General features: G+C 59.9%; 7 protein-coding genes. 1 reads left to right on the forward strand and 6 read right to left on the reverse strand.

What is annotated here, in order from left to right; genetic code table 11:
- Window positions 1-67: 67 nt before the first annotated feature.
- The 3 genes from BM235_RS02040 to BM235_RS02050 form a co-directional block, all read right to left on the reverse strand.
- Window positions 68-997 carry a carbohydrate ABC transporter permease gene (locus BM235_RS02040; protein WP_090108865.1) on the reverse strand — a complete coding sequence of 310 codons (930 nt, stop codon included), beginning with the start codon at window positions 995-997 and terminating at the stop codon, window positions 68-70.
- A gap of 35 nt (window positions 998-1,032) precedes the next feature.
- The gene (locus BM235_RS02045; RefSeq protein WP_090109562.1) at window positions 1,033-2,031 is read right to left on the reverse strand and encodes an ABC transporter permease; all 999 of its coding nucleotides are present in this window, start codon (window positions 2,029-2,031) and stop codon (window positions 1,033-1,035) included.
- Window positions 2,032-2,264: 233 nt separating this feature from the next.
- Window positions 2,265-5,477, reverse strand: a complete 3,213-nt coding sequence (locus tag BM235_RS02050; RefSeq protein ID WP_090108866.1) for an alpha-amylase family protein — start codon at window positions 5,475-5,477, stop codon at window positions 2,265-2,267.
- A 172-nt stretch (window positions 5,478-5,649) separates the two neighbouring features.
- Here BM235_RS02050 and BM235_RS02055 point away from each other — a divergent pair, with 172 nt between their 5' ends.
- Window positions 5,650-7,980: a helix-turn-helix domain-containing protein gene (locus BM235_RS02055; RefSeq protein ID WP_177244173.1), complete on the forward strand. Its 2,331-nt coding sequence runs from the start codon at window positions 5,650-5,652 to the stop codon at window positions 7,978-7,980.
- Window positions 7,981-8,630: 650 nt separating this feature from the next.
- Here the strand turns inward: BM235_RS02055 and BM235_RS02065 are convergent.
- The 3 genes from BM235_RS02065 to BM235_RS02075 form a co-directional block, all read right to left on the reverse strand.
- Window positions 8,631-10,232 (reverse strand): type 2 periplasmic-binding domain-containing protein, encoded by a 1,602-nt coding sequence (locus BM235_RS02065; protein WP_090108869.1) that lies wholly within the window; start codon window positions 10,230-10,232, stop codon window positions 8,631-8,633.
- A 118-nt stretch (window positions 10,233-10,350) separates the two neighbouring features.
- On the reverse strand, window positions 10,351-11,271 hold the full coding sequence (locus BM235_RS02070; RefSeq protein ID WP_090108870.1) for a carbohydrate ABC transporter permease: 921 nt from the start codon (window positions 11,269-11,271) through the stop codon (window positions 10,351-10,353).
- Window positions 11,272-11,287: 16 nt separating this feature from the next.
- Entirely contained in the window at window positions 11,288-12,220 is a 933-nt protein-coding gene (locus tag BM235_RS02075; RefSeq protein ID WP_369803463.1) for an ABC transporter permease, read from the reverse strand.
- Window positions 12,221-12,569: the final 349 nt, after the last annotated feature.

Raw genomic sequence — 12,569 nt, forward strand, 5'->3', positions numbered from 1 at the left:
CCGGTAACCGGGTTCTGCCTGCAGGATCGGTCCGGCAGTCGCCGCGCGTGGCGACGACCGGAGCGGGTCAGCCCTTGACGGCGCCGACGGTGAGTCCCTGAATGAAGTAACGCTGGAAAAACGGATAGATGAAGATGATCGGCCCGATCCCGACGACGGCCATCGCCATCCGGGCGGTCTCGCTCGGCATCCGGAAGTTCGGGTTCGCCTGCATGATGGCCGAATACGCCTGGGAGTTCGAGCTTAAGTATGCGATATCGAGCAGCGTCTTGTACATCCGAAACTGAATGCTCATCGGCCCGTCCTGGTTGATGAAGAGGAGACTCAGAAACCAGTCGTTCCAGTAATTCAGCGTACATAGAAGGCCGACGGACGCGAGCACGGGCAGCGACAGCGGCAGCACGATCCGGACGAAGGTGCGCAGCTCGCCCGCCCCGTCGATCTTGGCCGATTCGATGAGCGCCGGCGGGATCGAGCCCGAGAAAAACGTGCGGATCAGGATGACGAAAAACCCTTGGACGAACATCGGCAGCATGAGGACGAGCATCGTATTTTGCAGATGAAGCCCTTGCTTGTAAGTCAGGTAGAACGGCACGAGTCCGCTGTTGAACAGAATCGTGAAAAATACGATGAAGGAAAAGATGCCGCGATGCTTGAAGTCGCGCCGCGAGATCGGATACGCGTACAGCGTCATGATGGAGAGCGCGACGATCGTCCCGACGACGGTGACGAAGATCGAGACCCCGTACGAATGAACGATCGGCTTCCAGTCGTTCAGCAGGAAATCATAAGCGCCAAGACTGAATTTTTTCGGCCAAATATTGTAGCCTTCGATCGTGACCGTCTTTTCATCGGACAGCGACACGGCCACGACGATGAGCAGCGGAATGACGCAAAGCGCGCTGTAAATCCAGAAGATCGTATTGATCACGGCGTTGGTGCCGGTCGATATTTCGTTCGCGTTGAACTTGCGTTTTCGGATGACGCTGGTTGCCATGGATAGGTTCCTCCTTCTGTGGTCGCGGATGTCGCCTAGAACAAGGCGTCGTCCTTGCTGACGCGTCTGACGACCAGATTCGCGGTGAGTACGAGGATGAAGCCGATGACCGCCTGGTAGAGGCCGGCCGCCGAGGACATCCCGATATCGCCCGAGACGAGGAAGCCCTGATACACGTAGGTGTCGATGACCAGCGTCTTGTCGTAGAGCGCGCCGGCATTGCGCGTCACCTGGAAGAACAAGCCGAAGTCGGCGTAGAAAATCCGGCCGATCTGCAGCAGCGTCATCGTGACGATGACCGGGCGGATGAGCGGGACCGTGATCGTCCAGATCTGTCTCCATTTGGTCGCGCCGTCCATATGGGCGGCCTCGTAATATTCGTTGTCGATGCCGACGATCGCCGCGAGGAAGATGACCGCGTAGTAACCGATGCCCTTCCACGTATTGACGAGCGGCAGGATGAGCGGCCACCATTTCGAATCCGAGTACCAGTCGACCGGCTGGGCGCCGAACAACGGCAGGATGAACTTGTTCAGAATGCCGATGTCCGGATTGAGGAAGGCGTACACGAGATACGACAGGATGATCCACGACATGAAGTAGGGTAGAAAAAGAATCGTCTGGTGCAGCTTGGACTGCGCGCGGCTGCGCAAGACGTTCAGCCCGATCGCCATCGCGACGCCGATGACCGTGTTGAGGACGATGAACGCCGCGTTGTACGCCATCGTATTGCGCGTGATGACCCAGGCGTCGCTGCTCGCGAACAAATACTTGAAGTTGCCCCAGCCGACCCAGGGACTGTCCATGAAGTTCTGGATAAAGCTCGGCGACGCGTACGTCATCTGCTTGAACGCGATCAGCGCGCCCGCCATCGGAATGTAGTTATTGACGATCAGCACGATCAAGGCCGGCGCCATCATCAGATAAAACACGCCGTACCTTTTCCAGTAGCCCTGGTTCAGCGTCTTCGCCCTGGCCGCTTTGCGCGCGGGCTTGTCGATCGCGGCCGGCACGGCCGGCGTGGCCTGTTCCATCTCCATCACGTTCCTTACTTTTGGTCTGTGATGTCATTGTACAGGGGGCGCCGGCGCGCCATCTATCTACTGGGATGACCGAGATAGCACAATTGTGACTTGTTTTCGATATTTTACCATTTGCATGTCTCTCCAGATAGAATTCGTCGGCGAGACGCCAAAAAGAGACGCCAAAAAGCGCTCGCCTGGGGCAAGCGCTTCTCGTCAATACTGAACGACCTCTGCTGCTAAACTTAAATCGCGAAGCTCGGATTTGAGCGGGTAACGGCGACGTCCCTATAGGAGGCGATCAGCTCGCCCTGCGCGTCCGTCGCGAACAGCACCGAGCGTTCGCTGGGCACGGTGAACCGGTAGCTCGCGTCCCCCGCGCCGATCGCCACGTCGCAGTCGGAGCCGGACTCCGAGATAAAGATATACAGGCTGCCGCTCTTAAAAGTAAGCTTCGTGCCGTAAACGCCAGGGTGGTCGCCGCCTACTTCCCATACCATGGCGCCGCTTCCCGCCTGCGCTTCTTGCAGCGCCGCCGCATACAACGCCTGCAGCGTATCCGTTCGCTCGTTCAGCTCGAGCGGCAGCGGGCACCAGAGCAGCTTGCCGGCGCCGAGCGGCCGGACGAGCAGCTCCGCGTTCTGGCTCCAGCCTTCGCCGTCCGGACTCGGCACGACCTCTTTGTTCAGCTGGCCGATCTTGCGGTCGCCGAAGGAAGCCCGGTACGTTCGGCCCGCGATGCGCACCAGCTCCTCCCGCGACAGGTTGGTCAGCCGGTAGGCGCCAACCGCCCCGGCCGCCCGCGCGGTCGGCTTCCAGTACGCATCGAGGCCGATCGGTCCGGTGAACAGCAGGGTGCCGCCATGGAGCGCGACGTGAGCGAGCAGCTTGTCCAGCGCTTCGTCGCTGAAGCTGTGCGCGCTCGGCACGACGATGAGCCGCGGCTTGTCCTTGGACAGCGAATCGAGATGCAGCTCGCTGATGCCGTAGAACGGCACCTTCATGTCGCAGGCCAGTACCCGGGTCAGGCTCTGCGTCGCCTCGCAGGCGAACCTGCGGCTCGAAAAGTCGTTCGTATACGGATAGACGACGGCGACGTCCGCCAGCTCGCGATCCTCGAACAGGTCCGCGATGCGGCCGATGAAGCGGCCGAAGTCGTACGACACGTCCGCCTCCGGCTTCTCGGTGCCGTCCGCCCGCAGCGCGCCGATATTGGATTCGCACACGTTGTCCATGAAGTAATTCGTGTTCCACAGCCAATGCACGGCTCCGGCGCTGCCGCCCGCGAAGGCATAGGCGTATTTGCGCTCCAGCAGATTGCGCAGCTCCTCTTCCGTCCGCTTGGCGCGATTATCCGGCATTTCAACGTACATGATGCCCGTCTCCTGGATGAGCGTGGGCTTGCCCGGATCCTTGCCGAACAAGCCGTCCCACAGCAGCTGATCGTTGAGCCACCACGTATGCACGTTGGTGTAGTCGACACTCTGCGCGTACATGAACGGCGACGGCCGCGGCCCTCTGCCCAGCGCCTCGTCCTGCCCGACCGTAACGAGATGGCCCGGCACGAGCGACCGGATCGTCGCGCTCAGCGTCTCGACCCAGCGGTTGTGCATGTCCATCGTGAACAGCGTATAGTCGAGCCAGCGCCCGTTCTTCTTGAGCCGCTTGATGTCGTGGATGTCAAAAGCGATATCGATCTGCTCCGGCGGCTCGGCGGATGCGAAGTCCGGCAGCTCGGTCGGCGTCATGTTCCAGCACGCCTGCAGCCGGTCGATTGCGCCGTGCCGCTGCCGCAGCCATTCGCTGAACGCTTGCCGCTCGAACTTGTCGTGCACCGCGCGGGGACCGGTGAAGATCCGCGTCGGATCGAACAGCGAAGGCTCGTTGATGAGGTCCCACTGCACGTTCGACGTGTCCTTGTGCCGGGAGACGATGGACGCGATGAAGCGTTTCTGCGCCTGGACGCTGCGCGGGTCCAGGTATGGATTGCGTCCCTCCCACGCCTCCGGCGCGAAGGCAAAAAACGTGAAGGTCACTTCCAACCCATGCCGCGCCGCAGTCAGGATAAAGGCGTCGATCGCGCGCAGCTGTTCCTCGGAGGCATGCCCGTCCTCGAACATCAGGTGACGCCACGCGCTCCACATGCCGGTGCGGATCCAGTTGATGCCGGCCCGCTTCATCGTCGCCATCTCCCGGTCCCAGATCGCAGGGTTCGGGAGGTTGATGAACTTGCGGCCGGTATCCGACGCCATGTAGGTCATGCCGACCACGGGAAAAGGCTTGCCGTCCTTGATGAAATAATCCCGGCCGGCGGCCAGCGGCGAGCCGCGCCGCAGCAGCTCCCGGTCGTAGCACCAGAAGCCCTGGCGCAGCAGGATCCGCTCGCCGGAGGCGGACACGGCTTCGCAGGCGATCGCGTAGCTGCCCGGCGCGAGCGCTACTGGCGCCACGAAGTTCGCGTACGCGATCTCGCTTCCCGCCGTCAGCGTCAGCTCTTCTTGCCAGACAGGCGTGCAGCCGGACGCGTCGCCAAGCAAGACTCCAGCAGCCTGTTCTCGCTCCTGCTCCAGCGCCAGCTCCAGCTCCGGCTCCGGCTCGCCCCGCTTGCGCAGCGAGATCCGCAGCCGCCAGTCCTCCGGCTCGCGCTGCATGCGGCCAGCCGCCGTAATCCGCTGTGCCTGCACCGTCAAATGCGGCGTCTCGCCCGCATGGTACGCCGCGTAGCTTGGCTTCAGCCAGATCTCGGTCACGCCCGCTTCGCAGAAAGCCGCCCAATTCAAGAGCGCCGCCGCGCCGCCGCCGGACCAGAACCGCGACGTCAGCCGCTGGTTCGCCAGCAGCCAGCGCCCCCCGGCGAAGTCGCCGCGAAAGTGCTCGAGCAGCACGACCGGCGCGGTCACCTCCCGGCCGTCGTCGCTCACGCCGACGAGCAGCGGCTGGATGCGCGCGTTCATCGGCCCTGACGAGCCCGTCGCTTGGTTCAGCTGGTCACGCTCGTGCGTCACGTGCAGCACGAGGCCGTACGTTTCGCCGATGTCGAACAGATCTTCGCTCCCGGCCAGCAGCGGGCGCTCGGGATTGTGCCGCAAAGTCGCGGCGCGCGCCCCGTCCGCCACCAGCGCTTCGTGAATATGGATCTCTTGATGGTAAGCCGTCATCTCGGACTCGGCGACCCATCCATTCGCCGTAAGGCCGACCGGCCGCTTCAGCGGCGCGCCGCCTGCGTGAACCCATCCCTTGCCTGAATGAAGGTGCTTTGCGATGGCGGGCCAGGCGTCTTTGGGAAAATACGGGCCGTGCAGGTGAACGAACGTCCCCGCCTCCTTGGCATCCAGCGCCTCCGCCAATCCCGTTGCATCGACGACCCCGCCGCCGCGTCGCAGTTCGTTCAGTGCCGCTTCGTCCGGCACCGCCCCCTCGTATGGAAACTGCGCGTCGTAAAAGACGATCGTTGCCATGTGGCACGCTCCTTTATATTTGAAATCGTTTCCTTTCCTTAAAACCCGTTTTATCGTTATAATGATGAATATTGATTTATATCATTATAATGTTTGAATGCCGATGAAGATGATGGCCGTAAAAGCCGAACCCCGCGTCCGCTGAATTAGATTGAAGCAAGGAGCGATGCCGATGTGGAATCCCGCGAATAAGCGAGCTTTCGTTTCTCGCGTGCGCCTGAACTGGAGTCATTTCAAGTCCAAGCTGCTGTTTAAATACACGCTTTCCTATATCCTCATCTTTCTGATCCCGCTGACCGGCGTCACTGCCTCCGTCTACGAGAGCGCGGTGCGCAGTCTCCGTACCGAGATCGAACAATCGAACCTGAACCAACTCAACCAGGTGAAACGGACCTTGGACGGCCGCATCGCCGAACTGCAGGAGATCGCGGGACGCATCGCCTACGACGAGCATCTGACCTCCTACATGGTGCATCACGACTACTACGGCATGGAAGCGATCCAGACGCTGGCAAACTACAAGGCGAGCAGCAGCATTCTGCAGGATCTCTTTCTGTACTTCCACGACGATCCCGTCGTTTATTCCTATCGCGGGCTGATGAACCTCGACGTGGCGTTCGGCAGCACCTATCAATTCAGCCACGCGAGCAGGCAGGAGCTGACGCGCGAGATGAACGCCGCGATCCAGCCGGTCATGCGTCCCGCCGAGCAGGTCACGATCAACGCCCGCCAGGAGACGATGCTGACGCTGCTCGTGCCGATTAAACCGAACAATCCGTTTCCGTACGGCACGGTCGTTTATCTGATGAAGGAATCGAATCTGACCGGCATGATGGCATCGATATTAAACGACTTTTCCGGCAGCAGCTATATTTTCGACGCGCAAGGCATTAAGCTGACGGGCACCAGCCACGGGGAAACGGTGGACCGGGCCGGACTCAATCGGCTCGCGTCCCTGTCGACGGGCATTCACAGCTTGACGCTGGGCGGCAAGCAGCAGTCCGTCGTCGCGGTGAAGTCCGAGACCAACGGCTGGATTTATGTGACCACAATGCCGAGCCGCCAGTTTTTCAGCCGGGTCGCGCACATCCGGTCGCTGATTCTGGTCGTCTTCTGCTTCGTCGGCCTCATCGGCATCGCGGCGGCCATGGTGCTGGCCAGACGGCAGTATCACCCGATCAAAAATCTGATGGAATTCGTCAAACTCAGGGGCACCGGCGCAGCCGAAGCCGCGGACAGCCGGAACGAGTGGGACTGGATCCGCCACACGATCCACGAATATAGCGCGCGGGCTGACATGCAACAGCCCTATGTACGCAACCAGTGCCTGCTCCTGCTCCTGAAGCACGGCAAGCCCGAAGATCCCGAGATCGAGCGGCTCGTGCAGAGCGCGGGCCTGGAGCTGGCGCCGGGCAAAAGCCTGTGCTTCTCCGTCATCCTGACCTGGGAGGAGCTGCCCGAGTCCGGTTCCTCGCGTATGATCGTCGCGCAGCTGGCCGAGCGGTTCCGCGAAGCGATGTTCCCGCAGTGGGGAGCCCGTGCCTACGGCGTGGACCTCTCCCCGTCGGAGCGGTTCGCGCTGATGGTCTCCATGAGCGCCGAAGGCGTTGAGCCCATACAAGCGCGCGTGGAGCAGGTCGTCGATGCCGTGCTCGCGTATATCGGCGACGAGCTGCGGAAGCAGCTCTCGCTTGGCGTCGGTACGCCTTACGACAGCCTCGGCGAGCTGAACCAATCGTTCATCGAAGCGGCGACGGCGCTGCAATTCCGCCTGATGGGCGAGCAGGGCCGCGTCACCTACTTCGAGCGGCTGGCCCAGCAGGAGCATGCCTCCGGCGACGCCTACTGGCTGCCCAAGAAGTCGATGTTGAAGCTCGAGCAGAGCCTGAAGCAGGGCAACGAGGCGGTTGCCGCGCAGACGCTTCACGGTCTCGTGGAAGAGATCCGCGGCGTGAATCTGTCCGTCTCCCTGCTCCGCTGCGTCTGCTTCGATCTGCTCAACGCCCTGCTGCGCACCGCATCGGAGTACGGCATGACCGACGTGCTGAACAACATTCCCGGCTTCACGTCGTTCGAGACGCTCGAGGAGCTCGAGAGCCAGCTGATCGAGCTGTCGTCGCGGATCTGCCGCCAGGTGGAGCGCAATACGGAGACCGAGCAGCAGTCGCTCATCGAGAACATCGTCGAATACGTGGACAGCCAATATGCCGACTATACGCTCAGCCTCGAGCATATCGCGCTCAAGTATTCCGTCTCGACCTCGTACCTGAGCCGCAGCTTCAAGGACAAGATGGGCATGACCTTCTCCCAGTACATCTGGCGGCTGCGCACGGACGAGGTGATGCGCCAGCTCGTCACCACGAGCGCGCCGCTCAAAGAGATCATCGAGCGAGTCGGCTACCTGGACGCGCCGAACTTCATCCGCAAGTTCAAGAACGAGACCGGCTACACGCCCGGCCAATACCGCAAACTGTACGCGCAGGTGAACGTCCCGGCAGATTAATCGCATGTGCCGATTTTTCCGGCTACCTCAGGCCCACACACACTAGATGGGCTCCTTAGCCGATTTTTTCGGCTATCTCGGCCCTGAACACACTAGTACAACAACAATTGGCCCCGCTATCGAGTAAAAGTACACGATCGGGATCAGCACCCGCTCGCCGTTCCGCCTATCGCGCAAAAGTGCAGGATTTTCACCCGAAACACGCTGGATTTCGCTCAAAGAAGCGAGCTACCATGCACTTTTGCACGATAGATTGCAAAAACCGGCTATACTAGTCGTGAATGATGTATTTTTGCAGGATAGCACTAGCTTAGACCCCTAATGCCGCGTCGCGCCTATTTTGCCTTCAAAAAACAAATTCTCCGTATCGGCGCGCGACGACGGAGAATCGTTGAAGCGGTCTGGCCGAAAGGCAGACGGAAGGCAAACGGAAGGCCGTCGCCTGGGCGGCGGCCTCCATCCGTTCGCTGCATTTTAATGCCCTTCATCCGGGCAGCTTCCGCAGCTTTCTGCTTTTCACTGCCCTTCCATCCGAGCAGCTTCCGCAGCTTTCTGCTTTTCACTGTCCTTCCATCCGGGCAGCCTCCACAGCTTTCTGCTTTTCACTGCCCCTCCATCATGCAGCCTCCGCAGCCCTTAATCCGCAGCCTTTAGTTAGAAGCCCAGCGATCATACGCGCCCTGATAGATTTTCGCCATTTTCTCGGCGCCCATCTTCTTCAGCGTGTCCACGTACTTGTCCCAGTTGCTCAGCGGCTCGGCGCCGGTGATGAACTTGGCTTCCATCTGGTTGACGTACGTATTGAGATCGGAGGTCAGGCTGTTGACCTGCGTCTGCTCCTCGGACGTGAGGAACAGCGTCGGGAACGGCGGACGCGCGCCTTGATCGAGCAGCTTCGTCTGCGTTTCCTTCGCGACCCAGATCTCGAAGTCGCCCTTCAGTCCCTTTTCGATATCGTCCGTGTTGATCGTCGGCGCGGGGATGCCGTAGTTCGGCGTCAGCGTCGAGCGATATTTCTCGCGGTCGGTGCCGCCGTCCGGGATCGGCAGATATTCCTTCGTGCGGGTCGCTTCGTCCGTGTACTTCCACAGGATGCCTTCCGGTCCTTTGTTGAACAGCAGCGCGCCTTCATAGGAATAAAGGTAGTCAACCCAGCGCATCGACGCTTCCGGAGACGGGTTCGTGCTCGAGATGGCGAACGCCCCCGGCGTGATGCCCGCGTTCGCCGCGATGGCCGGCTTGTCGACCATGTCGCTTTTCACCGGCGCGTACATCGGATCGTCCGTCGAAGGCTCGCCGCCCAGGGACATATAGGCATTCCAGTTGGCGAACATGCCGACCTGGTTGTTCTGTACCTTCGCCTTCTTCTGCTCGTCCGTCTGCGAGAAGCTCTCGTGATCCAGCAATTCCTCGTTCCATAGCTTGTTCATGAACGTGAGATACTGCTTGAAGCCTTCCTCCAACGGCGTGTAGTGAACGGTCTTGTTGTCGTCGACATAGATCGTGTCCTCGTATACCCCGAAGGAGCCGAGCAGCCAGTTTCGGATATCGCGCAGGTTGACGTCTCTGGCGTTGCTGGCCGTCAGCGGGATCTCGTCGGCCTTGCCGTTGCCGTTCGGATCCTCGGTCTTGACGCGTTTCAGATACGTGTACAGCTCATCGGTCGTGGTCGGCAGCTTCTTGATGTTCAGCGCCTTCAGGAAATCGCCGTTATACCAGATCGGATTGCGGTACCAGTGCTGGCTCATCTCGATGACCGGCAGCGCGTAGATATGGCCGTCCGGCGCGGTGATCGACTTGCGCACTTCCGGATTGTCTTCGAGTACCTTTTTGAAGTTCGGCGCGTACTCGTCGATCAACGTCTCGAGCGGGATCAGGATGCCCTGCTCGCCGTAGTTGATCTGCTCGGCCGTCGTCAGCCCGGCGGCATAGAACATGTCGGGATAGTCGCCGCTCGCGAACACGAGGTTTTTCTTCGTGTCGAAGCTGTCCTTGGGCGCATTGCGGAAGTCGAGCTTGATGTTGCTCTGCTCGGCCATGATGTCGAGGACCTTCATTTTGGTCCAGTCCTGGTCGCCCGTGTCCGGCGCCATCAGCGTCAGCGTGAGCGGCTCGCTCACGATCGGAAAGCCTTCTTTGTTGACGGTCGCGCCCGCCGATTCTTTTTTCTCGTTCGATGCGCAGCCGGCCAGCAGGCCGACGCCAATGGATGCCGCGAGCAGCAGCTTGCCTGTTTTTGCGTACGATGCCATGAATGAACCCTCCCGTTTATAATGATGAATCGCGTAATCGGTCGCCCCGTTCGCGTAAGCGACGGCGGGGCATCTATAATAAGCGGCCGAAACCGATTATTAATAAACCCGCACGCCGTCAGCCCTTGACCGAGCCGATCATGACGCCTTGAACGAAGTAACGCTGCAAAAAAGGATAGACCGCGATGATCGGCAGCGTAGAGACTACGATGACTGCATATTTGAGCAGGGAGGCCGTCTCCGCCTTCGAGTTCATCGCCTTGGCAATGTCCCCGCTGATCGCGGCGCCGGTCGTCTCGGCCGTCATTTCCTGGAGTACGAGAATCTGCCTGAGCACCATCTGGAGCGGATACTTCGCGGCGTCGTTCAGATAGAGCAAGGACGGCAGGTAGCTGTTCCAGTGGGCGACCCCGTAGAACAACGCCATGACCGCGATGATGGGAAAGGACAGCGGCAGCACGACGCGCGTGAACAGTCTCAGGTTCGTACAGCCGTCGATCTGCGCGGCTTCCTGCAGCTCCCTAGGGATCGTCGTCTGGAAGAACGTCCGGGCCACGATCAGGTTCCAGACCGAGACGGCCACCGGCAGGATCAGCGCGCCCATCGTATTGATGAGATGGAGGTCCTTGACCACGAGATAAGTCGGCACCAGTCCGCCGTTGAAGAACATCGTCACCAGAATAATGATAACGAAGAACGTTCGTCCTACAAAATCGGAGCGGCTGAGCGCATAAGCGGCGGGCAGCGTCACGACCAGGTTGAGCGCCGTCCCGAGCACGGTGTAAATGATCGTATTGAGATAACCGCTCCAGATTTTGGAGTTTTGGAACACGAGCGTGTAACCGTCCCAGGTGATGCCCTTGGGCAGCAGCCACATCTCTCCGGCGTTCACGAGCTTCGGCGAGCTGATCGACGCGCTAAGGATATAGATCAGCGGGTACAGCACAACGATAAGGGCAATCGCCAGAAACAAGTACACGCCGAACATGAAAATCCGGTCGCCTTTGGACGCCTTTATCGCTGAATTGGCAGGGTTCATATACGCGTTCTCCTTTCTACCACAGACTGGTCTCGCTGGTCCGCTTGGCGATGCGGTTGACGAGGATCAGCAGGATGGCGTTGATGACCGAGTTGAACAATCCTACCGCGGTCGAGAAGCTGTACTGCGCGTCGACCAGACCGGTCCGGTAAACGAATGTGGATATGACGTCGGAAGACTCCATGTTAAGCGAGTTCTGCAGCAGCAGGATCTTCTCGAAGCCGACGCCAAGAATGTTGCCCATGTTCAGGATGAGCATGATCGTGATCGTCGGAACGATCGTCGGCAGGTTGATATGCAGGACGCGCTTGAAGCGGCTCGCGCCGTCCACGATGGCGGCTTCGTGCAGCTGCGGATCGACGCCCGCCAGCGCCGCCAAGTAAATGATCGTGCCCCAGCCCGCGCTCTGCCAAACCTCGGACAGGACGTACACCGTCTTGAACCACCGCGGATCCGTCAGGAACTGCGGCGCGTCGATGCCCACCCATTCCATGATCTTGACGATGATGCCCGACGACGGCGACAGGAACGTGATGATCATCCCGGCCATGACGACGACGGAGATGAAGTGCGGCGCGTACGTCACGGTCTGAACGGACTTTTTGAACCACCCGTTCTTCGCCTCGTTGAAGGCGAGCGCCAGAATGATCGGCAGCGGAAATCCGACCGCAAGCGCATACAAGCTGATGCCGAACGTATTCCAGATCAGATCCCAGAAGTAATAAGAATGGAAAAACCGTTCAAAGTGGGCGAATCCGACCCAGGGACTGTCCATGACGCCTTTGGCCGGCATGAAGTTTTTGAACGCGATCTGAATTCCGTACATCGGCAGGTAATGAAATAGAATAAAGTAGACAAGCGCCGGGGCGACGAACAGGTACAGCTCCCAGTTGCGCCAGATTCGTTTGCCGAGCGACGCGCGTTCGGCAAGCTTCGTCGGCAGCGGCAGGCTGCCGTCCAGAACTTGAACTTGCTGCGTTTCTGCTTTCACGTTGCTCCTCCCTTCTCGTTGCTAGGCCGTTTTTTCTGTGAGCGCATTCAACTCGTCGGGTATCGGCCTGGCCGCGATTACAATTCGAATTGTAGGGAAAGCGGGTGCGCACCGTAAATATGTGAGATGTGCATTGTCATTGTCAAAAGCGGGCAAACCCTTGCGGCCCAAGGGATTTGCGATGTACGCGCTATCATTCGGACCGAGGCGGAATGTGTAAAGTTTTAACCGTTTTCAAGGCTGCAAACGATACATATTGCGCTGTCATGCGAGGTGTGCCAACCTGATTGATGATTCGTTCGGCGGT

Source organism: Cohnella sp. OV330, from assembly GCF_900112065.1.
In the GTDB taxonomy this organism is placed as follows: domain Bacteria; phylum Bacillota; class Bacilli; order Paenibacillales; family Paenibacillaceae; genus Cohnella.